This window comes from Burkholderia ubonensis (assembly GCF_902833085.1).
GTDB lineage: Bacteria > Pseudomonadota > Gammaproteobacteria > Burkholderiales > Burkholderiaceae > Burkholderia > Burkholderia ubonensis.
This window is the reverse complement of the sequence record NZ_CADFEB010000009.1, coordinates 344,249-365,468: the sequence shown is the minus strand read 5'-3', so window position 1 is coordinate 365,468 and position 21,220 is coordinate 344,249. Positions and strand designations below refer to the sequence as shown.

Sequence of the window (21,220 nt, the reverse complement as noted above, 5' to 3'; positions counted from 1 at the left end):
CCGCCCACATAATGACGGCGCCGTCCGCATCCGCCCTCCCCTCGACCGCCTGACCGTCTGTCATGGACCACCTCTTCATCGCCCTCGTGCTGTGCTCGGCGCTGCTGCACGCCGTCTGGAACGCCTTCCTGCACGTCAGCGAAGACCGGCTCGCGCAGCTCGGCACGATGTCGCTGCCGTATCTCGCGTTCGGCATCGCGGGCGCGTGGCTGCTGCCGGCGCCCGAGCGCGCCGCGTGGCCCTATGTCGCAGCGTCCGCCGCGCTCGAGGTCGCGTACTGCTTCACGCTCGCGCGCGCATATCGCAGCGGCGAGTTCGGGCAGATCTATCCGATCGCGCGCGGCCTGTCGCCGCTGCTCGTGTCGGTGCTCGCATTCGCCGCGCTGCACGAGCGGCCGACGCCGTTCGGCTTCGCCGGCATCGTGCTCGTGTCGTTCGGGATCATGTCGCTCGCGCTGCGGCGCGGGTTCAGGTTCTCCGGGGAAAGCGTGCCGTATGCGCTGCTGACGGGTGTGTTCATCGCCGCATATTCGATCTGCGACGGCATCGGCGCGCGCGTCGCGGGCAGCGCGCTCGGCTACGTCGCGTGGGTGTACCTGCTGTGGAGCGTGCCGCAGATCCTGCTGGTGTGCGCGGTGCGCGGCGGCCCGCGCGGCGTGTTCGGGTCGCGCGACGCGGTGCGGCAAGGCGTCGTGGCCGGCACGATCTCGCTGGTCGCATACGGGATCGTCGTGCTCGCGTACCGGCACCTGCCGGTCGCGACCGTGTCGGCGCTGCGCGAGACGAGCTCGATTTTCGCGGTCGCGATCGGCTGGTTCGCGATGCGCGAGCGGCCCGGCCCGCAGCGGCTCGTCGCGTGCGCGCTGGTCGTCGCGGGGGCGGCGCTGATCCGGCTGTGATCGCACGCGAGCGCGCCGCCCGCCGCATCAGAACCGGTGGCGGATGCCCGTCACCGCGACGATCTGCGTGCGCGTGCTCGACGGGTTCGAGATGCCGTCGATCGCCGCGATCGTGTTCGACGACGCGCGCTGCCAGAACGCGTTCAGGTAGACGTCGGTGCGCTTCGACAGGAAGTACTGCGCGCCGGCGCTCGTCTGCAGGTAGTGCGAGCTCGGCTTGGTGCTCCGCGACGCGAGCACCTGCGTATAGGTCTCGCCGAGCGCGACCTGCAGCGCGGGCGTCACGCGGTAGCGCACGCTGCCCTCGAAGTTGTTGAAGCGCGTCGCGCCGCCGGTCTGCAGGTTGAACAGCGAACTCGTGTACAGCAGCCCGAAGGTCGCGTTGCCCCATGCATACGCGCCGCCCGCGCCCCAGATCTGCTGGCGCGTCACGCCCTTGATGAACGTGTAGTAGTTGTCGGACGCGACCGCGCCCGTCGTGTCGAGCGCCGGGTGGTCGACGCGCACGTAGGCCGCGCCGAGCTGCAGCGGGCCGTGCTCGTAGCTCGCGCCGACGCTCCACACGCGGTTCTGCGCGAACGACGTGGTGTTCGAGAAGCCATACATGCCGACCGCGCTCAACCCGCCCCAGGTGGGCGTCCGGTATTGCACCGAATTGTTGGTGCGGAACGTGTTGTTCAGGTCGTCGGCATCGAACGGATGCAGCGCGTACTGCGTGAGCGCGGTGCTCGCGCCGATCTGCAGCGGCTCCAGCACTTCCTGCGCCGCGTTGTACTGGCGGCCCATCGTCAGCGTGCCCCAGCGCTCGTTCGCGAGACCCACGTACGCGCGCCGCCCGAACAGGCGCCCGCCCTGGCTCGCGGCGCCGGTCTCGAGGTTGAAGCCGTTTTCGAGCCGGAACACCGCGCTCGTGCCGCCGCCCAGGTCTTCCTTGCCGAGCAGGCCCCAGCGCGCGCCCTGCTCGTTGCCGCCCGTCGCCTGCCAGGTCGCGTGGCCGTTCTGGTTGTTCGTGTACGTGATGCCCGAATCGACGATCCCGTACAGCGTCACGCTCGACTGCGCGCACGCGTGCGACGCGCCCGCGCCGATCGCGACACCCATCAGCGCCGCCGCCATTTCCGTCCGTTTCATATCTCTGACCCTTTGTCGGTTGTATATGGGGAGCGATTTGATTCGCTCGAAACGTGTTTTATTGAATAAAACATCGTCTTATTAATTTTCTATTTCGGATGTTTTTGGCGTCAACATGGGAAAAAGATCACACGAATACTCGCGCCAAAGCCCGTTTCGCCGCCGTTTCAATGAATGAAACAAACCCAATACTGACGAGGGAAAGCGCCGGATTCAGCGGTTCAACCTCGACGCCGAAAAAAGCGCTTGACCGGTTTTTTCAGTCGTTGTGAAATATTGATACGCTGTTTTAATGATTAAAACGAGCGACCGAAAATAAATGGATAACCTAGGTAAAGATCCTGATCCCCATGGTGACGTTTAATTGCAACACCGGCGCCGCCGGCGAACCGTCCGCGTACTTCGTCGCGCGGCCGTCGGCCGGCGCGCTGCCGATCGTCGTCGACTCCCCGCACAGCGGTCTCGCCTACCCGCCGGACTTCGCGCCCGTCGCGCCGCACGACGCGATCCGCACGTCGTGGGACGCGTACGTCGACGAGCTGTGGGCCGGCGCGCCCGCGCGCGGCGCCACGCTGATCGGCGCGACGTTCCCGCGCGCGTACATCGACCCGAACCGCGCGGAAACCGACATCGACGCCGAGCTGCTCGAGCAGCCGTGGCCCGCGCCGCTCGCGCCGCAGGCCTACACGCTGCGCGGCATGGGGCTGATCCGGCGCTTCGCGCTGCCGGGCGTGCCGCTCTATGACCGCAAGCTGCCGCTCGACGCGGTGCGCCGGCGCATCGACGCGTACTACCGGCCGTACCGCCGCGCGCTGGCCGACGCGGCCGAGCCGCTGTACGCCGCGCACGGCGCGCTGTGGCACGTCAACTGCCATTCGATGAAATCGCGCGGCAACGCGATGAACGTCGATGCCGGCGCCGCGCGGCCGGACGTCGTCGTCAGCGACCGGCTCGGCACGAGCGCCGATCCCGCGTTCACCGCGTGGACCGCGCAGTGGTTCGCCGATGCCGGCTACCGCGTGCAGATCAACGAGCCGTACCAGGGCGGCGACCTGCTGAATGCGCTCGCCGATCCGGCGCGGCGGCGCCACAGCATCCAGATCGAATTCAACCGGGCGCGCTACATGGACGAAGCGACGTGCGAGAAGCACGCGGGCTTCGACGCGCTGAAGGGCACGGTCGACGCGTACCTCGATGCGCTCGCCGGCTACGTGCGCACGCAGCTCGCCCCCTCCGGAGACCCTCGATGACGTACATCGTCGACGCCGTCGACAGCGCGCTCAAGCTGCTGACCTACGTGGCCGAGCACCCGAACCTCGGCGTGACCGAGCTCGCATCGCAACTCGGCATCAACAAGTCGCGCACCTACCGGATGCTGTGCACGCTGGAGCTGCACCGCTTCGTCGCGCAGGACCCGCGCACGGCCACCTACGCGCTCGGGCCGCAGGCGTTCGTGATCGGCGTGGCCGCGTCGCAGCAGAACGCGATCGTGCGCGCCGCGCACCGGCACATGCTCGCGCTCAACCAGGCGATCAACGAAACGGTCGTGCTGCGCGTACGCGAAGGGCTCGAAACGGTGTGTGTCGCGCGCTGCGAAACGACGCACGCGATCCGCGCGGTCGGCTCGGTCGGCAACCGCCGGCCGATCCATTTCGGCGCGTCGGGCAAGGTGCTGCTGGCGTTCGCGCCCGATGTGGTGCGCGACGAGTTTTTCGCGCAGATGCGCAAGCGCGGGCAGGCGGCCGATCAGCCGAAGTTCGCCGACGAGCTCGATGCGATCGCGCGCAAGGGCTACGCGGTCAGCAGCGGCGAAGTGACGCCCGGCACGGTCGGGATCGCGGTGCCGGTGCGCGACCTGAGCGGCGCGACGCTCGCGTCGGTCAGCGTGACGGGCCCCGAGCTGCGCGTGAGCCACGCCGACATCCCCGACTATATCGAACGCCTGCAGGCCTGCAGCCAGGCGATTTCCGCCGAACTCGGCTACGTCCCGGCGCGCGCCGCGCTGCAACCGGCCTGACGGCCCCGTCACCCGCGAGGAACCGATGCCCGCCTCCATTCCGAATCCGTCCAGCGCGCGCGCTGCCCAATCCCCCGTCGACGGCCCGGCCGCACCTGCGCCGGACGCCGACGCGCGCTCCGCCGTCGAGCCCGCCGGCCGCGAATCGCGTCCGCACGGCAAGATGCTGCATCCCGTCGTGATGATGCTGTGGGTGCTCGCCGCCGCGATCGCGCTCACGTGGAGCGTCGACTCGGGCCGCTTCGAGCGCAACGGCCGGCTCGTCGTGCCGGGCACCTATCACGTCGTGCCGAAGACCACCACGCTCGCGACGCTCGTCGCGCCCGCCGTCAGCAGGAGCACGCCCGACCATGCGACGCCCGCGAGCCTCGTGTCCGCATTCGTCGCGGTGCCGCAGGGCCTGCTGAAGAACGCGCCGCTGATCGTGATGGTGATGTTCGTCGGCGGGATGTTCGGCGTGATGCGCAGGACGGGCGTCGTCGATGCGGGCATCGACCGGCTGCTGCAGCTCACCGGCAACAACGCGTACCTGCTGACGCCGCTGCTGATGATCCTGATCGGGCTCGGCAGCACGCTGCTCGGCTTCATCTCCGAGTACCTGGTGATCATTCCGATGGTGATGGTGATCGCGCGCCGCCTCGGCCTGTCCGACCTGTTCGCGGTCGCGCTGGTCGCGCTCGCCGCGAAGATCGGCTACATCGCGTCGGTCACGAACCCGCTCGCGCTCGCGGTCGCGCAGCCGCTCGTCGGCGTGCCGCTGTTCAGCGGCGTCGGGCTGCGCGCGGCCGTGTTCGTCGTGTTCCTGACGATCGGCATCCTGTACCTGCTGCGGCATGTCCGAAACAGCGGCTATCGGGCCGGGCAGGCCGCGGCGGGCGCGCATCCGCCCGCGAAACTGTCGCTGCGCCACAAGGCGACGCTCGCCGTGTTCGCCGCGGCCGTCGCGATGCTGATCGTCGGCACCCGCGAGCTGAAGTGGGGCAACGTCGAGCTGGCCGCGTTCTACGCGTTCGTCAGCCTCGTCACCGCGGCGATCGGCGGGCTCGATTCGCGCAGCGCGTCCGATGCGTTCGTCGACGGGATGAAGAACATGATGCTCGCGGCGCTGCTGATGGGGCTCGCCGCATCGGTCGAGCTGCTGCTGCAGAACAGCCTCGTGCTCGACACGCTGATCCACTTCTTCACGCGGCTCGCGGACGGCCGGTCGCCGGTGTGGGTCGCCAACGGGCTGATGGCCGTGCAGATGGTGCTCGACGTGTTCATTCCGTCGGTATCCGGCAAGGCCGCGGTGAGCATGCCGATCATCGGGCCGATCGCGCAGCTGTCGGGCGTGAGCGGCCAGACGTCGGTGCTCGCGTTCGTGCTCGGCGGCGGCCTGACGAATCTCGTCACGCCGACCTCGGGGATGCTGCTCGCGTATCTCGCGACCGCGCGCGTCGATTTCGGCGCGTGGATCCGCTTCGTGCTGCCGCTGTTCGCGATCCTGCTCGCGCTGTCGTGCGCGGTGCTGACGCTGGCGGTGTGGAGCGGGTATTGACCATTGACCGAGGCTGCGCGGCCCGCCGCCGTCATGCGGCCGCGCCCTCCGTCCGCCCGAACGCCCGCTCGTCGATCGCCTCAGCCAGCGTCGCGAACGCCGGCGCGATCTCCTCCTCCGGCACGCACGCGTAGCCGAGCAGCAGCCCCGACGCCGCGCGCGCCGGGTCCGCGTAATACCCGGACAGCGGCCGCACGACGATGTTGCGCGCGAGCGCGGCCTGCGCGACCGCGCGATCGTCGACGCCGTCCGGCAGCCGCGTCACCAGGTGCAGCCCGGCATCGCTGCCGGCCGCCGGCAGCGCGTCGCCGTAGCGGCGCGCGACCGCGTCGAGCAGCATCTCGCGGCGCTGCCCGTACAGCGTGCGCATCTTGCGGATGTGCGACACGAAGTGCCCTTCCGCGATGAACTCCGCGAGCACCGCCTGCTGCAGCAGCTGCCCTTCCCGGTACAGCTCCGCGCTCGCCGTCGCGAAGCTGTCCGCGAGCGGCTCCGGCGCGACGAGGTAGCCGACCCGCAGCCCCGGAAACAGCGTCTTGCCGAAACTGCCGACGTAAATCACCTGCCCCGCCGTGTCGAGCCCCTGCAGCGATGCGAGCGGCCGGCTGCCGTAGCGGAATTCGCTGTCGTAGTCGTCCTCGATGATCCAGCAGCGATGCTGCCGCGCGTATTCGAGCAGCATCCGGCGCCGCGCGAGGCTCATCACCATCCCGAGCGGATACTGGTGCGACGGCGTGACGAGCATCAGCTTCGGCGGCTCGGCGAGATCGGCGGCCGACGGCGCGATTCCTTCGTCGTCGACCGGAATCGGCCGCGTCGTCAGCCCCGACACGTTGAGCACGCTGCGCACGCCCCAGTAGCACGGGTCCTCGGTCCAGATCACGTCGCCCGGGTCGGTCAGGAGCCGCACCGCGAGATCGATCGACTGGTGGATGCCGGTCGTGATCACGATCTGCTCCGGCGCGCAGCGCACCGAGCGCGACGTGCGCAAATAGTCGGCCAGCGCCTCGCGCAGCAGCGCGAGCCCGCCGCCCGGCGCGTAGGTCAGCAAATCGGGGCGCAATCTCCGCCAGTACTTGTTGTGCAGGCGCGTCCACACGCGCGCCGGAAATCGCGACACATCGGGCACGCCCGGCATGAACGCGCCGCCCTGCCGCTTCGACACGCCCGCGCCCTCGACGAGCCGCGCGCCGCGCGCGGACAGCGGCCGCGCGGCGGCCCGCGGGGCCGGCGTCAGGCCCGCGGCGTCCGCCGGCACGCCGACGAGCTCGTCCGGCGCGCTGTCGGCGACGAACGTGCCGCGGCCGGTCGCCGAACTCACATAGCCTTCGAGCGCGAGCTGCTCGTATACCTGGGTCACCGTGTTGCGCGCGATCCCGAGCTCGGCCGCCAGCAGCCGCGACGACGGCACGCGCGTGCCGGCCGGCAGCTCCCGCGACAGGATCGCCTGCTGCAGCAGCCGGTGCAGCTGCCGGTAGATCGGCTGCGCACCGCCGCGCACGAGACGCTGCGCGAGCCAGTCCGACAACACGCTTGCCCGCATGATTGGCTCCTAACTATTTATTGAAATGGCTCTGATTGCCAGAGCCAAATCTGATTATAGTCGCCGTCATGGGCTGCCGGAGCGCGCCCGATTCCTTCCCACCGGATACGAAACATCAAGGAGATGACCGTGAAGAATGCCGACCTGCAGGCCCGCAAGAACGCCGCCACCCCGCGCGGCGTCGGCGTGATGTGCGATTTCTATGCAGCCCGCGCCGAGAACGCGGAGCTGTGGGACGTCGAAGGCCGCCGTTTCATCGATTTCGCCGCCGGCATCGCGGTGCTGAACACGGGCCACCGCCATCCGAAGATCGTCAAGGCGATCGCCGACCAGCTGAACAGCTTCACGCACACCGCGTACCAGATCGTCCCGTACGCGTCGTACGTCGAGCTGGCCGAAAAGATCAACGCGCGCGCGCCGGGCGATTACCCGAAGAAGACCGCGTTCTTCACGACCGGCGCCGAAGCCGTCGAGAACGCGATCAAGATCGCGCGCGCGGCGACCGGGCGTCCGGGCGTGATCGCATTCTCGGGCGGCTTCCACGGCCGCACGATGATGGGTATGGCGCTGACCGGCAAGGTCGCCCCGTACAAGCTGAACTTCGGCCCGTTCCCGGGCGACGTGTTCCACGCGCCGTACCCGAACGCGCTGCACGGCGTGACGACCGCCGACTCGATCAAGGCGATCGAGATGCTGTTCAAGGCCGACATCGATCCGAAGCGCGTCGCCGCGATCATCTTCGAGCCGGTCCAGGGCGAAGGCGGCTTCAACCCGGCGCCGGCGGAATTCGTGCGCGCGCTGCGCAAGATCTGCAACGAGCACGGCATCCTGCTGATCGCCGATGAAGTGCAGACCGGCTTCGCGCGCACCGGCAAGCTGTTCGCGATGCAGCACTACGACGTGCTGGCCGACCTGATCACGATGGCGAAGAGCCTCGCGGGCGGCATGCCGCTGTCGGGCGTCGTCGGCCGTGCGGACGTGATGGACGCGGCCGCGCCCGGCGGCCTCGGCGGCACCTACGCGGGCAACCCGCTCGCGGTCGCATCGGCGCACGCGGTGCTCGAGATCATCGACGAAGAGAAGCTGTGCGAGCGCGCGACGCAGCTCGGCGACGTGCTGAAGGCGAAGCTGAACGCGCTGCAGGCCGACGTGCCGCAGATCGCCGACGTGCGCGGCCCGGGCGCGATGATCGCGGTCGAGTTCATGAAGCCGGGCACCGGCGAGCCGGACGCCGACTTCACGAAGCGCGTGCAGGCGCGCGCGCTCGAACGCGGCCTGCTGCTGCTCGTGTGCGGCGTGTACTCGAACGTCGTGCGCTTCCTGTTCCCGCTGACGATTCCGCAAGCCGTGTTCGACGAAGCGCTCGTGATCCTCGAGGAAGTGCTGAAGGAAACGGTCGGCGTGCCGGCCTGAGGTCCAGTCAACCGATCGCGCCGCCGCCGTCATCACGACGGCGGCGGCCGTTTCATCTTCAAAGCAGGCAATCCCTATGAGCACTGTCCAGGAATCCCTTTCCCTGAAGGACCCGTCGCTGTTCCGCCAGCAGGCTTACGTCAACGGCGCATGGCAAGGCGCGGCGAACGGCGAGACGTTCGAGGTCCGCAACCCGGCGACGGGCGGCCTCGTCGGCGTCGTGCCGGTGCTGGGCGCGGCCGAGACGCGCCAGGCGATCGACGCCGCGAACGCCGCATGGCCCGCATGGCGCAAGAAGACCGCGAAGGAACGCGCGGCGATCCTGCGCAAGTGGCATGACCTGATGATGGAAAACGCCGACGACCTCGCGCTGATCCTGACCACCGAGCAAGGCAAGTCGCTGGCCGAGGCGAAGGGCGAGATCGGCTATGCCGCGTCGTTCCTCGAATGGTTCGCGGAAGAAGGCAAGCGCGTGTACGGCGACACGATCCCGACGCCGGCGAGCGACAAGCGCATCGTCGTGACGAAGGAGCCGGTCGGCGTGTGCGCGGCGATCACGCCGTGGAACTTCCCGGCGGCGATGATCACCCGCAAGGTCGGCCCCGCGCTCGCGGCAGGCTGCCCGATCGTCGTGAAGCCGGCCGAGGCGACGCCGTTTTCCGCGCTCGCGATGGCCGTGCTGGCCGAGCGCGCGGGCGTGCCGGCCGGCGTGTTCAGCGTCGTGACGGGCGATCCGAAGGCGATCGGCGGCGAGCTGACGTCGAACCCGGTCGTGCGCAAGCTGTCGTTCACCGGCTCGACGCCGGTCGGCCGCCTGCTGATGGCGCAATGCGCGCCGACGGTCAAGAAGGTGTCGCTGGAGCTGGGCGGCAACGCGCCGTTCATCGTGTTCGACGACGCCGACCTCGACGCGGCCGTGCAGGGCGCGATCGCGTCGAAGTACCGCAACAGCGGCCAGACCTGCGTGTGCACGAACCGCTTCTACGTGCATGAAGCCGTGTACGACCAGTTCGCGCAGAAGCTCGCGGCGGCGGTCGGCCAGCTGAAGGTCGGGCGCGGCACCGAGCCGGGCGTCACGCAAGGCCCGCTGATCAACGAAGCGGCGGTGCTGAAGGTAGAGGCGCACATCGAGGACGCGCTCGCGAAGGGCGCGACCGTCGTCACGGGCGGCAAGCGCCACGCGCTCGGCCACGGCTTCTTCGAGCCGACCGTGCTGACGGGCGTCACGCCGGCGATGAAGGTCGCGAAGGAAGAGACGTTCGGGCCGCTCGCGCCGCTGTTCAAGTTCGGCAGCGACGACGAAGTGATCCGCCTCGCGAACGACACCGAGTTCGGCCTCGCCGCGTACTTCTACAGCCGCGACATCGGCCGCGTGTGGAAGGTCGCCGAAGCGCTCGAATACGGGATGGTCGGCGTCAACACCGGCCTGATCTCGAACGAGGTCGCGCCGTTCGGCGGCGTGAAGCAGTCCGGCCTCGGCCGCGAAGGCTCGCACTACGGCATCGACGACTACGTCGTGATCAAGTACCTCTGTCTCGCCGTGTGACGGTTCGGGGCCTGCCGCTTCGGTGACAGGCCCTGGCCGCCCGGCCGGAACCGGGCGGCCCGACGCGGGCCGGCATCCTCTCCTCCTCCGTGCCCGCGTCACCTGAACGCGTTCACCGCCTCGACGAGCCGCGTCGCCTGCTGCTTCAGGCTCTCCGACGCCGCCGTGCTCTGCTCGACGAGCGCCGCGTTCTGCTGCGTGATGCTGTCGAGATGCACGACCGCCTGATCGACCTGCGTGACGCCCGAGCTCTGCTCGGCGGTCGACGCGCTGATCTCCGCGATCAGGTCCGACACCCGCTTCACCTGCGCGACGATGTCCTCCATGGTCCGCCCCGCGCCGTCGACCAGCTGCGCGCCCGATGAAATGCGCCCCACGCTGTTCTCGATCAGCGTCTTGATCTCCTTCGCCGCGTTCGCGCTGCGCTGCGCGAGCGAGCGCACTTCGCCTGCGACCACCGCGAAACCGCGCCCCTGATCGCCCGCGCGCGCCGCCTCGACCGCCGCGTTCAGCGCCAGGATGTTGGTCTGGAACGCGATCCCGTCGATCACGCCGATGATGTCCGAGATCCGGCGCGAGCTGTCCGTGATGTCGTTCATCGTATCGACGATCTCGGACATCGCGTGTCCGCCGCGCTCCGCCGCCTCGCTGGCCGAGACGGACAACTGGTTCGCCTGCTGCGCGGTCTGCGCGTTGCTGTCGACGGTCGCCGTCATCTCCGCCATCGACGCGGCCGTCTGCTGCACGCTCGACGCGGCCTGCTCGGTGCGTGCGCTCAGGTCGTTGTTGCCCTGCGCGATCTCGTTGCTCGCGCGCTGCACGTTGAGCACCTGCTCGCTGACGTCGTCGACCAGCCAGCGGAACATCAGCCCGAGCTGGTTGATCGTGCGCAGCGTCATGCCGATCTCGTCGACGCGGTCCATGCCGGCGCCGCCGCGGCGATCGCCGGTCGCGACGTTCAGCGCCTGGTCGCGCAACTGCTTCAGCGGGCGCGCGATCTGCGCATCGAGCCACATGCCGGCCGCCACGGCGGCGCCGGCCGTCACCGCGGCGAACGCCGCGAGCCCGCCGCCGCCGAGACCGCACGCCCAGCCCGCCCCGACGACCACCGGCGCAAGCGCGAGCAGCGTCGAATGGAGGCGCCAGCGCACCGACATCGTCCGGAACAGCGACGTAAAACCGAGCAGGCCGGTGCGCACGACCAGCCCCTTGTGGAAACGCCGCTTGCCGGCCTTGCCTTCGCGAAACGCGCGATACAGCGCCTCGGCGCCCGCGATCTGGTCGCGCGGCGCCTTCGTGCGCACCGACAGGTAGCCCTCCGTGCGGCCGTTGCGCATCACCGGCACCGCGTTTGCGCGCACCCAGTAATGGTCGCCGTTCTTGCGGCGGTTCTTGACGAGCGCGGTCCATGGTTCGCCGCCCTTGAGCGTCGTCCACATGTCGGCGAACGCCTCCTTCGGCATGTCCGGGTGCCGCACGATGTTGTGCGGCTCGCCTTGTATCTCCTCGCGGGAATAGCCGCTGATATGAACGAACGTCGCATTCGCATAGGTGATGATGCTGTCGGCGTCGGTGGTCGACATCAGCGTCGCATCTTCGGGGAATTCGAATTCGTGTTGGGTAACGGGCTGGTTGTTGCGCATCAAGCAGAGCTCCGAATGGCGGGTCTTGTGCCCGTTTCAGGATTGACGACTTGGATCATTCGCGCCCGGTTTCACCGCTCGCGCATGATCATGCCTCTGCTATTTCGGCAAACCCCTCTAAAACATTACCCCTCGTGTGTAAAAAATATATCAAAAAAGTTCGCGCAATGATTTAAGTCAACAAAATCGTTTGCGACAAAGCAAATCCGCGCCGGGCGAGTCGCCCATGCCGACTCGCGATGAGCGGCACGAGCGAATTGAATAGCAATACGATTATTTCGAGATTTAAAACAAAAAAAGAATTGCGATGAACTTGCGGATATTTCGCTGCATGAAGCGCGATGAATCGGCATGACGCCGCAATTCGGAATTTGACGACGCGCGGCGCGCCCGCATCACCTGAACACGTTCACCGCCTCGACGAGCCGCGTCGCCTGCTGCTTCAGGCTCTCCGACGCCGCCGTGCTCTGCTCGACGAGCGCCGCGTTCTGCTGCGTGATGCTGTCGAGATGCACGACCGCCTGGTCCACCTGCGCGACGCCCGTGCTCTGTTCGCCCGTCGACGCGCTGATCTCCGCGATCAGGCCGGATACGCGCTTCACCTGCGCGACGATGTCCTCCATCGTCTTGCCGGCCTCGTCGACGCGCCGCGTGCCCGACTCGACCCGCTCGACGCTCGCGCCGATCAACGTCTTGATTTCCTTCGCCGCGTTCGCGCTGCGCTGCGCGAGCGAACGCACCTCGCCCGCGACCACCGCGAAACCGCGCCCCTGATCGCCCGCCCGCGCCGCCTCGACCGCCGCGTTCAGCGCCAGGATGTTGGTCTGGAACGCGATCCCGTCGATCACGCCGATGATGTCGGCAATCTTGCGCGAACTCTCGGTGATGTCGCTCATCGTCGTGACCACCTCGGACACCACCTGGCCGCCCCGCTCGGCCGCCTCGCTGGCCGAGGCCGACAACTGGTTCGCCTGCTGCGCCGTTTCGGCGTTGCTCGACACCGTCGCCGTCATCTGCGCCATCGACGCGGCCGTCTGCTGCACGCTCGTCGAGGCCTGCTCGGTGCGCGCGCTCAGGTCGTTGTTGCCCTGCGCGATTTCGTTGGTCGCGCGCTGCACGTTGAGCACCTGCTCGCTGACGTCGTCGACCAGCCAACGGAACATCAGCCCGAGCTGGTTGATCGTGCGCAGCGTCATGCCAATTTCGTCGACGCGATCCATCCCGGCGCCGCTGCGGCTTTCGCCCGTCGCGACGCGCAGCGCCTGGCCGCACACCTGCTTCAGCGGGCGGGCGATCTGCAAGTCGAGCCACAGGCCCGCGGCGACGGCCGCGCCCGCCGCCGCGGCAGCGAACGCCGCGAGGCCGGCCCCTGTCAGCCCGCACGCCCAGCCCGCGCCGATCATGGCCGGCGCGAGCCCGAGCAGCGGCAATTGCAGCCGCCAGCTCACCGGCATCGTCTGGAACAGCGACGTGACGCGCGCGACGCCCGTGCGGATGATCAGCCCCTTGTAGAAGCGGCGATGGCCGGCCTTGCCTTCGCGAAAGTCGCGACACAGCGCCTCGGCGGCCGCGATCTCGTCTCGCGTCGCCTTCGTGCGCACCGACATGTAGCCCTTCGGCTGGCCATTGCGCATCACCGGCACCGCGTTCGCGCGCACCCAGTAGTGATCGCCGTTCTTGCGGCGGTTCTTCACGAGCGCGGTCCACGGCTCCCCGCCCTTGAGCGTCGCCCACATGTCGGCGAACGCCTCCTTCGGCATATCCGGGTGCCGCACGAGGTTGTGCGGCTGCCTTTCGATTTCCTCGCCGGAGAATCCGCTGACCTGGATAAAGGCCGCGTTCGCGTAGGTGATGATGCTGTCCGCGTCGGTGGTCGACATCAGCGTCGCGTCATCGGGGAATTCGAATTCGTGTTGGGTGACGGGCTGGTTGTTGCGCATGGGTGTAGGGCTCCGATGAGCGGGTCTTGCGCCCGCTTCAGGATTGACGAACTTCGACCGGCGCCTCCCGGAATTCCGCAAGCCGCCGAATCGACTCCTACGCTTTCGGCAGCTTTTTCGGGAACATGATCCGTCTAAGGGTAAAACATGCAAATTCCCCGCAACTTCTTACCTTCACCAAACAGATCGTTCATGGATGAAAGCAAATTCGTGGGTCACCGCATACGCATCGATTGATCGGACGAAATCGCATCGCTTGCGCGGACGGCCGCCTCGGCACAGCGTTGCCCGCCCCAAAAGCAAAACCGCCCGGCTTCGCGCGACAGGCGCGCGAGCCGGGCGGTTGCCAACCGGAAAGGAAGGAATGTGTGCGGCCACGCCGCACACTTGGCGTCAGACGCGTTCGATCGCGATCGCGATGCCCTGGCCGACGCCGATGCACATCGTGCACAGCGCATAGCGGCCCTTCGTGCGATGCAGCTGGTACATCGCGGTCGTCACGAGACGCGCGCCGGATGCGCCGAGCGGGTGGCCGAGCGCGATCGCGCCGCCGTTCGGGTTCACGCGAGGATCGTCGTCCGCGACGCCCAGCATGCGCAGCACCGCGAGTCCTTGCGACGCGAACGCCTCGTTCAGCTCGATCACGTCGAACTGGTCGATCGTCATGCCGAGCCGCGCGAGCAGCTTCTGCGTGGCCGGCGCCGGGCCGATGCCCATCACGCGCGGCGCGACGCCCGCCGTCGCGAAGCCGAGCACGCGGGCGCGCGGCGTCAGGCCGAAGCGCTTCGCGTTCTCCTCGTTCGCGAGCAGCAGCGCCGCTGCGCCGTCGTTGACGCCCGACGCGTTGCCGGCCGTGACGGTGCCGTCCGGGCGCACGACGCCCTTGAGCTTCGCCAGCGTCTCCAGCGACGTCTCGCGCGGATGCTCGTCGCGCGATACGACGAGCGGGTCGCCCTTTTTCTGCGGGATCGTCACCGCGACGATCTCTTCCGCCAGCGTGCCGTCCTGCTGCGCGCGCGCGGCCTTCTGCTGGCTGCGCAGCGCGAACAGGTCCTGGTCGGCGCGGCTGATCTGGTAGTCGGTCGCGACGTTTTCGGCGGTTTCCGGCATCGAATCGACGCCGTGCAGCTGTTTCATCAGCGGATTGACGAAGCGCCAGCCGATCGTCGTGTCGAAGATGTCGGCCTGGCGCGCGAACGCGCTCGCCGACTTGCCCATCACGAACGGCGCGCGGGTCATGCTTTCGACGCCGCCCGCGATCATCAACCCGGCCTCACCGGACTTGATCGCGCGCGCGGCGGAGCCGACCGCGTCCATCCCGGAGCCGCACAGGCGGTTGATCGTCGAGCCCGGCACGACCTGCGGCAGGCCCGCGAGCAGCAGCGACATGCGCGCGACGTTGCGGTTGTCCTCGCCCGCCTGGTTCGCGCAGCCGTAGATTACGTCGTCGATCGCGGACCAGTCGACGTCGCGGTTGCGTTCGACGAGCGCCTTGAGCGGCACCGCGCCCAGATCGTCGGCGCGCACGCCGGACAGCGCGCCGCCGTAACGCCCGATCGGCGTGCGGATCGCATCACACAGGAAAGCTTCGGTCATCAGTGTCTCCGGGAGGAAATGATATGGGCGCCCCCATTGCATTGCCCGCCGGGATGCGCTTAAATGTTCTATATACGAACATAAGATCGTGTATCGAACGTTCGATGCATCATAGGGAGTGCGGGGACGGCCTGTCAAGCGCCGGCGGCGGCCGCGCGGTTGGCGTGTCAGGCCCCATGCGCTATCTTCTCGGCTGCACGATATTCCGACAGGTCATGACTACCGAAGACATCCAGGCCAAACCCGGCGACTCCTACGTCCAGTCGTTCGCGCGCGGGCTCGCGGTGATCCGCGCGTTCGACGCGAATCGTCCCGAACAGACGCTCACCGAGGTCGCGTCGGCCACCGGCCTGACGCGCGCCGGCGCGCGCCGGATCCTGCTCACGCTGCAGACGCTCGGCTACGTCGATGCGGACGGCCGGCTGTTCCGGCTCACGCCGAAGATTCTCGAGCTCGGCTTCGCGTACCTGACGTCGATGCCGTTCTGGAATCTGGCGGAACCGGTGATGGAGCAGTTGTCCGCGCAGATCCACGAGAGCTGCTCGGCGGCCGTGCTCGACCGCACCGAGATCGTCTACGTGCTGCGCGTGCCGACGCACAAGATCATGACGATCAACCTGTCGATCGGCAGCCGGCTGCCCGCGTACTGCACGTCGATGGGCCGCGTGCTGCTGTCCGCGCTCGACGACGCGACGCTCGACGCCACGCTCGCGCAGAGCGGCATCCGCGCGCACACGGCGCGCACGGTCACGGAACTCGGCGAACTGAAGGCCGCGATTGCGCTCGTGCGCCAGCAGGGCTGGGCGATCGTCGACCAGGAACTGGAAGTGGGGCTGCTGTCGATCTCGGCGCCGATCCGCAACCGGCGCGGGCAGATCATCGCGGCGATGAACGTGAGCGGCAACGCGCAGCGACATACCGCGAAGCAGATGGTGAAGGAGTTTCTCGGGCCGTTGCAGCAGGCGGCGCAGACGGTGTCGGAGCTGGTTGCGCGGCGGGGGTGACGGGGCGGCAACCGGCAAATCGGACGCGCCGTTGCGCCGTCAGTCGCCCCCTTCCCCCGCCGTCTCCCGCAGCATCGACACCGCCGCCAGCGACACCAGCACGCACACCGCGACGTAGCCCGCCGGCGCGAGCTTGCTGCCGGTCGTCTGCACGAGCCACGTCGCGACGAGCTGCGACGTGCCGCCGAAGATCGTCACCGCGAGCGCATACGCGATCGAGATCCCGGTCGCGCGCACGCGGCGCGGAAAGGATTCGCACATCAGCGCGAACTCCGATGCGGAACCCATCGAATAGAACAGCAGCATCAGCGCGGTCAGCGGCATGATGACCGACAGCGACGGATGGCGGTTCATCAGCCAGAACGCCGGAAACAGCAGCACGACGAGCACGCCGCGCCCGACGAAGATCGGCAGGCGCCGGCTGCCGATCCGGTCCGACAGCCAGCCGAACAGCGGGCACGTCAGCAGCATCACGCATCCCGACGCGACGCCGACGAACATCGACAGCTTCATCGGCAGACCGAGTGTGTGGATCGCATAGGTCGGCATATAGAAGGTCAGGATGTAGGTCGACACCGTGCCGCCCATCACCGTCAGCGCCAGCAGCAGCACCGTGCGCGCATGCTTCGTGAACAGCTCGCGCAGCACGCCGCCGTCGATGCCGTGGTGACTGTCGCCGGGCGCATCGTCGGCGAGGCGCCGGCGCAGGATCATGCCGACCGGCGCGATCAGCACGCCCACGAAGAACGGAATCCGCCAGCCCCAGCCTTCGAGCGCGTCCTTCGTCAGCGTGTTCGACAGCAGCGCCGCGAAGCCCGAGCCCATCAGCGCCGCGCCGCCCTGCGTCGCGAGCTGCCAGCTCGCGCGCAAGCCGCGCCGCGATACGCCGCCCTGTTCGAGCAGCGTCGAGGTCGCCGCGCCGAACTCGCCGCCTTGCGAGAAGCCCTGCATCAGCCGCGCGCAGACGACGATCAGCGGCGCCGCCACGCCGATCTGCGCATAGGTCGGCGCGATCGCGATCAGGCCGGTGCCGAGCGCCATCAGCGTGATCGTCAGGTTCAGCGCGGCCTTGCGGCCGTTGCGGTCCGCGTAGACGCCGAGCACGATGCTGCCGAGCGGCCGCGTGAAGAAGCCCGCCGCGAACGTCGCGACCGACAGCAGCAGCGACGTCGTCGGATCGCCCGACGGGAAATACAGCTTGCCGATCAGCACCGCGAAGAAGCCATACACGGTGAAATCGAAGAATTCGAGCCAGTTGCCGATCACGGCCGCCGCGATCGCGCCGCGCCGGGTGACCGCAGGGGAATCGGGGCGGGCGTCGGCCGCGACGGCGGCGGGCGCGGCGGCAGGCAATGCGAGAGGATCTTGCTGCATCGTTCAGGTCTCCGATCGAATCGGCCGGAACCGCCGGCCGCGCGCTGCCGGTGTCAGCGGCCCAGATAACGCTCCACGAGGCGCGTCCAGAACGCCGCGCCGATCGGCAGGTTGCGATCGTTGAAGTCGTATTTCGGGTTGTGCACCATGCAGCCGTCCTCGCCCGCGCCGTTGCCGAGGCGCACGAACGAACCGGGGCGCCGCTGCAGCATGAACGCGAAATCCTCGCTGCCCATCAGCAGGTCGGCCTGCTCGACGACGTTCGCGTCGCCGACCAGCTCGCGCGCGACCTGCGCGGCGAAATCGGTTTCGGCATCCGAATTGACGACGACCGGATAGCCTTCGATGTACTCGACGTGCGCGATCGCGCCGTAGCTCGCGGCCTGCGACTCGGCGAGCTCGACGATGCGGCGCTTGAGCAGCGCGCGCACGTCGGGGCTGAACGAGCGCACGCTCAGCTCGAGCCGCGCGCCGTGAGGAATCACGTTGTTCGCGGTGCCCGCGTGCATCGAGCCGACCGTGACCACGGCGGGCTGCGCGGGATCGACGTTGCGCGCGACGATCGTCTGCAGCGCCATCACGATGCTCGCGGCGACGACGACCGGATCGACCGTCAGGTGCGGCCGCGCCGCGTGCCCGCCGACGCCGTCGATCGAGATGATCGCCTTGTCGCCCGCCGACATGAACGGGCCGCGCCGCGTCAGGAACACGCCGGGCGCCGCGCCCGGATGGTTGTGCATGCCGAACACCGCGTCGCACGGGAAGCGCTCGAACAGGCCGTCGTCGATCATCTTCTTCGCACCGCTGTCGACGCCGTGCTCCTCGGCCGGCTGGAAATACAGGTGCACGGTGCCGGAGAAGTTGCGCGTCTTCGCGAGATGCTGCGCGGCGCCGAGCAGCATCGCCGTGTGGCCGTCGTGCCCGCACGCGTGCATCTTGCCGTGCGTCGCGCTGGCGTACGGCAGGCCCGTCGCCTCGACGATCGGCAGCGCATCCATGTCCGCGCGGATGCCGATGCTGCGCGCGCCGTCGCCGACGCGCAGCGTGCCGACCACGCCGGTCCTGCCGACGCCGCGCGTGACCTGCCAGCCCCATTGCGCGAGCCTGTCGGCGACGAGCCCGGCGGTTTCGACTTCCTCGTACGCGAGTTCGGGATGGCGGTGAATGTGATGGCGGATCTCGCGCAGGCCGTCGGCGGCAGGCAGCAGATCGTCGATTTCGGTAAAGCGGGGGGCGGTCATGTACGGGCTCCGGCTCGTGTTCCTGTGTGGCGCCCGCGTCGATGGGGGCGATGAAGGCGAGCCACTATATCGAGCCAAATCCCGTTCAATAAGATGCGGAATTTTTCACCGTGATAAGGTTTTTTAATCAGGGTTATCCCGGGCGAGCCCCCGTACGCGCGATCAGCCCAGCACCGCCTCATACAGCGCCTTGAGCTCGTCCGGCGCGTTGGCGACGAGCTTCTCGGGATGCGTGCTCGCGGCGTCCCCCCAGATCGCATGGACGACCGCCTTCCACACGTGGTCATGAGCGCGGCCGCCGCCGTCGAGGTTGGCCGTCAACCGGGCAATGCCCGAAAGCTCCCGCCCCGCCGTCTCGCCGCGGGCGTTCGCGAGCGCCGTGAGGCTGTCCCGGTTGGCAATGGACGCCGCGTAAGCCTTCATCGGTTCGAGATGCTGGATGTTGCCGGCGCAAGCGACCAGCAGCGCGACGGCGTTCGGCGTGAAGCCGTGGGCGGCGATGTACGCATGGACGAACCTGGCATGAATCGACTGGTGCTCCCCATCGCAGACGCGCAGATAGTCCAGCGCGAGCGGCACATGCTGGTCGTCGGCCAGCGCGAGGGCGAACACGGCGAACGTGCCGGGCATCGCCGGGTCCGCTTCGTCGATGTTCGTGTACCACTCATGCTCGCGCATGGCCAGCCGCGCGTATTGCGCGATGAACGGCCGCAATCCCGGATAACCGGTTGCGTTGGCAAACAGTTGATGAACGCCCTTTTTCGGCAGCCCTTTGACGGGCAGGTAATGCTTGGCCGGGCTTCGAAACTCGATTTCGTAGGAGCGCGGGAAGTCCGCCTCCAGCAGCCGGCACAGCCACGTCAGGACTGCGCGGTAGTTGTGCTCGGAGTCGGCCTTCAACGCAATCCTGACGGTGGCGAAGGCGTCGTTGGCCACGCAGGACACCTCGGCGTCCTTGTACCGGACGACCTCCGCCGGAAGCTGACCGGAGCCGTGCTGCTTCAATCGCGCGGGCAGATCCGAGCCGAGCGCGCTCACGTGATCGAGGATTGCGTTCGCGTTGATCGAGTCGAAGCTCATGCCGTACTTCATGTAGCCGATCGCGATCCAGCACGCGAACCGCAACCATTCCGGGTTCACCTGCACCGGGTCGACGTCCGGTTTCAGCACCCATTGCGGCGGGACCAACCATGCCGAATCGGGATCTTCATGCGGCACGTCGTGGAAGAACGGGTCACGCACGGTCGCCTCGAACCAGAACGTCTTCAGCGAGTAGCTGATCCCCGTCCAGCCGAGCAGACGGCGCATCTTGTCCGCAAACGCCTGCGCCGCGTCGGCGTCGAAGCCGTCGGCATTCTGGCGGGCAAGGAAGAACTCCAGCACTGCCGTGCCGAGCACGCGCTGCCCGCCGGCCTGGAAGCCTTCGCCCCGGCTCAGCGCGCGCACGCGCGCAGTGCCTTCGTTGATCTGCGCGATGACTGCCTCGAACACCGGTTTCGTCTCGGGGCGACGGACCGAGTCTTCGTAAATCAGGTAGTCAAGCGCCATATTCGTGGTTCCGGCCCAGGATGTGAGCGCCACACTATGACGGCAAGCGCCGGGGCGGGCAAGCTGTCAATCTGCGCAACGCAAGCGCCGACGAGAGACGCGCTCGTCGCAGGATCGCCTCCCTCCCCGGCGGCCGGCCCGCTTCGTCACGCCGCCCGACGCGCGTCCGCGATGCGCTGCGGTGCATTGGGCCGCGCATACAGGCGTTCGAGATACGCCTGCAATTGCGGAAACGCGTCGATCAGCTTGAATTCGTTGGCCCAGTCGATCAGATAGGCCGTCACGCAGTCGGCAACCGTCAGCGTGTCGCCGACGATGAACGCACGTCCGTCGAGATGCCTGTCGAGGATCGCCGCCATGTTCACGAAATCCTCCCTTGCCAGCGCGATATCGGCCGGCAGGCGCTTGTCCGGCGGATAGAGCATCGTGTGCCGGGTGATTCTCCACAGCGGCTGTTCGAGCTCGGTGACCGCGAACATGACCCAGCGATAGGCCTGCGCCCGCGCGGCGAGATCGACCGGCAGCAGCGCCTTCTGCGGGTACTTGTCCGCGAGATACAGCACGATTGCCGCCGATTCGGGAATCACGAGGTCGCCGTCCACCAGCACGGGGACCTTGCCCGCGGGATTGAGGCGCAGGAATTCGGGCCGCTTGTGCTCGCCCTCGAGCAGGTTGACCGAGATGAATTCGAAATCCGCATCGAGTTCCTTGAGCCCCCATAGCGCGCGTTGCGAACGGGTTCCGGCGAATCCGTAGAGTTTCATGGCGAATCTCCAAAGTGTCGGGGA

At 68.1% G+C, this 21,220-nt stretch carries 16 protein-coding genes; 7 read left to right on the top strand and 9 right to left on the bottom strand.

The genetic code is table 11. The features are described from left to right. Window positions 1-62 precede the first annotated feature (62 nt). A complete protein-coding gene (locus HWX31_RS25875; RefSeq protein ID WP_059737606.1) occupies window positions 63-899 on the top strand; it encodes a DMT family transporter in 837 nt (278 codons plus the stop codon). A 27-nt stretch (window positions 900-926) separates the two neighbouring features. Here HWX31_RS25875 and HWX31_RS25870 read toward each other — a convergent pair whose 3' ends face one another. Then, the gene (locus tag HWX31_RS25870; RefSeq protein ID WP_174965992.1) at window positions 927-2,030 is read right to left on the bottom strand and encodes a porin; all 1,104 of its coding nucleotides are present in this window, start codon (window positions 2,028-2,030) and stop codon (window positions 927-929) included. Window positions 2,031-2,380: 350 nt separating this feature from the next. Here HWX31_RS25870 and HWX31_RS25865 point away from each other — a divergent pair, with 350 nt between their 5' ends. Genes HWX31_RS25865 through HWX31_RS25855 form a run of 3 tightly spaced genes read left to right on the top strand, consistent with a single transcriptional unit; the run spans window position 2,381 to window position 5,584 of the window. Next, the gene (locus tag HWX31_RS25865; RefSeq protein WP_174965991.1) at window positions 2,381-3,280 is read left to right on the top strand and encodes an N-formylglutamate amidohydrolase; all 900 of its coding nucleotides are present in this window, start codon (window positions 2,381-2,383) and stop codon (window positions 3,278-3,280) included. Then, window positions 3,277-4,047, top strand: a complete 771-nt coding sequence (locus HWX31_RS25860) for an IclR family transcriptional regulator (RefSeq protein ID WP_174965990.1) — start codon at window positions 3,277-3,279, stop codon at window positions 4,045-4,047. Before HWX31_RS25865 ends, HWX31_RS25860 begins: the two co-directional genes overlap by 4 nt. A gap of 25 nt (window positions 4,048-4,072) precedes the next feature. After that, window positions 4,073-5,584: a YfcC family protein gene (locus HWX31_RS25855; protein ID WP_174965989.1), complete on the top strand. Its 1,512-nt coding sequence runs from the start codon at window positions 4,073-4,075 to the stop codon at window positions 5,582-5,584. Window positions 5,585-5,615: 31 nt separating this feature from the next. On the opposite strand, the gene pdxR is transcribed toward HWX31_RS25855, so the two are convergent. After that, entirely contained in the window at window positions 5,616-7,127 is a 1,512-nt protein-coding gene (pdxR, locus tag HWX31_RS25850; RefSeq protein ID WP_175933981.1) for a MocR-like pyridoxine biosynthesis transcription factor PdxR, read from the bottom strand. A gap of 129 nt (window positions 7,128-7,256) precedes the next feature. Here pdxR and HWX31_RS25845 point away from each other — a divergent pair, with 129 nt between their 5' ends. Both HWX31_RS25845 and gabD read left to right on the top strand, forming a co-directional pair. After that, window positions 7,257-8,540: a 4-aminobutyrate--2-oxoglutarate transaminase gene (locus tag HWX31_RS25845; RefSeq protein ID WP_088500640.1), complete on the top strand. Its 1,284-nt coding sequence runs from the start codon at window positions 7,257-7,259 to the stop codon at window positions 8,538-8,540. Window positions 8,541-8,616: 76 nt separating this feature from the next. Further along, window positions 8,617-10,086 (top strand): NADP-dependent succinate-semialdehyde dehydrogenase, encoded by a 1,470-nt coding sequence (gabD, locus tag HWX31_RS25840; RefSeq protein WP_059610428.1) that lies wholly within the window; start codon window positions 8,617-8,619, stop codon window positions 10,084-10,086. 98 nt (window positions 10,087-10,184) lie between these two features. Here the strand turns inward: gabD and HWX31_RS25835 are convergent, their stop codons facing one another. The 3 genes from HWX31_RS25835 to pcaF form a co-directional block, all read right to left on the bottom strand. Beyond that, window positions 10,185-11,729, bottom strand: a complete 1,545-nt coding sequence (locus tag HWX31_RS25835) for a methyl-accepting chemotaxis protein (RefSeq protein WP_174965757.1) — start codon at window positions 11,727-11,729, stop codon at window positions 10,185-10,187. A 395-nt stretch (window positions 11,730-12,124) separates the two neighbouring features. Beyond that, window positions 12,125-13,669, bottom strand: a complete 1,545-nt coding sequence (locus HWX31_RS25830; RefSeq protein WP_174965756.1) for a methyl-accepting chemotaxis protein — start codon at window positions 13,667-13,669, stop codon at window positions 12,125-12,127. Between the two features lie 393 nt (window positions 13,670-14,062). Then, on the bottom strand, window positions 14,063-15,265 hold the full coding sequence (pcaF, locus tag HWX31_RS25825) for a 3-oxoadipyl-CoA thiolase (RefSeq protein WP_174965755.1): 1,203 nt from the start codon (window positions 15,263-15,265) through the stop codon (window positions 14,063-14,065). Window positions 15,266-15,480: 215 nt separating this feature from the next. Between pcaF and HWX31_RS25820 the strand changes: the two genes are divergently transcribed. Next, on the top strand, window positions 15,481-16,269 hold the full coding sequence (locus HWX31_RS25820) for an IclR family transcriptional regulator (RefSeq protein WP_174965754.1): 789 nt from the start codon (window positions 15,481-15,483) through the stop codon (window positions 16,267-16,269). 39 nt (window positions 16,270-16,308) lie between these two features. Here the strand turns inward: HWX31_RS25820 and HWX31_RS25815 are convergent, their stop codons facing one another. The 4 genes from HWX31_RS25815 to HWX31_RS25800 all read right to left on the bottom strand — a co-directional run bounded on the left by HWX31_RS25815 (window position 16,309) and on the right by HWX31_RS25800 (window position 21,196). After that, window positions 16,309-17,643 (bottom strand): MFS transporter, encoded by a 1,335-nt coding sequence (locus tag HWX31_RS25815; protein ID WP_059775662.1) that lies wholly within the window; start codon window positions 17,641-17,643, stop codon window positions 16,309-16,311. Between the two features lie 53 nt (window positions 17,644-17,696). Then, complete coding sequence (locus HWX31_RS25810) at window positions 17,697-18,884, bottom strand: M20 aminoacylase family protein (protein ID WP_174965753.1); 1,188 nt, start codon at window positions 18,882-18,884, stop codon at window positions 17,697-17,699. A 162-nt stretch (window positions 18,885-19,046) separates the two neighbouring features. Next, window positions 19,047-20,465 (bottom strand): DUF6138 family protein, encoded by a 1,419-nt coding sequence (locus tag HWX31_RS25805; protein WP_174965752.1) that lies wholly within the window; start codon window positions 20,463-20,465, stop codon window positions 19,047-19,049. A gap of 113 nt (window positions 20,466-20,578) precedes the next feature. Continuing rightward, window positions 20,579-21,196: a glutathione S-transferase family protein gene (locus HWX31_RS25800; RefSeq protein ID WP_059610490.1), complete on the bottom strand. Its 618-nt coding sequence runs from the start codon at window positions 21,194-21,196 to the stop codon at window positions 20,579-20,581. Window positions 21,197-21,220: the final 24 nt, after the last annotated feature.

Bases quoted from the DNA above. Each gene is read 5' to 3' on its own strand.
- HWX31_RS25875 (WP_059737606.1), top strand. From the start codon at position 63: ATGGACCACCTCTTCATCGCCCTCGTGCTGTGCTCGGCGCTGCTGCAC.
- HWX31_RS25870 (WP_174965992.1), bottom strand. From the start codon at position 2,030: ATGAAACGGACGGAAATGGCGGCGGCGCTGATGGGTGTCGCGATCGGC.
- HWX31_RS25865 (WP_174965991.1), top strand. From the start codon at position 2,381: ATGGTGACGTTTAATTGCAACACCGGCGCCGCCGGCGAACCGTCCGCG.
- HWX31_RS25860 (WP_174965990.1), top strand. From the start codon at position 3,277: ATGACGTACATCGTCGACGCCGTCGACAGCGCGCTCAAGCTGCTGACC.
- HWX31_RS25855 (WP_174965989.1), top strand. From the start codon at position 4,073: ATGCCCGCCTCCATTCCGAATCCGTCCAGCGCGCGCGCTGCCCAATCC.
- pdxR (WP_175933981.1), bottom strand. From the start codon at position 7,127: ATGCGGGCAAGCGTGTTGTCGGACTGGCTCGCGCAGCGTCTCGTGCGC.
- gabD (WP_059610428.1), top strand. From the start codon at position 8,617: ATGAGCACTGTCCAGGAATCCCTTTCCCTGAAGGACCCGTCGCTGTTC.
- HWX31_RS25835 (WP_174965757.1), bottom strand. From the start codon at position 11,729: ATGCGCAACAACCAGCCCGTTACCCAACACGAATTCGAATTCCCCGAA.
- HWX31_RS25830 (WP_174965756.1), bottom strand. From the start codon at position 13,669: ATGCGCAACAACCAGCCCGTCACCCAACACGAATTCGAATTCCCCGAT.
- pcaF (WP_174965755.1), bottom strand. From the start codon at position 15,265: ATGACCGAAGCTTTCCTGTGTGATGCGATCCGCACGCCGATCGGGCGT.
- HWX31_RS25820 (WP_174965754.1), top strand. From the start codon at position 15,481: ATGACTACCGAAGACATCCAGGCCAAACCCGGCGACTCCTACGTCCAG.
- HWX31_RS25815 (WP_059775662.1), bottom strand. From the start codon at position 17,643: ATGCAGCAAGATCCTCTCGCATTGCCTGCCGCCGCGCCCGCCGCCGTC.
- HWX31_RS25810 (WP_174965753.1), bottom strand. From the start codon at position 18,884: ATGACCGCCCCCCGCTTTACCGAAATCGACGATCTGCTGCCTGCCGCC.
- HWX31_RS25800 (WP_059610490.1), bottom strand. From the start codon at position 21,196: ATGAAACTCTACGGATTCGCCGGAACCCGTTCGCAACGCGCGCTATGG.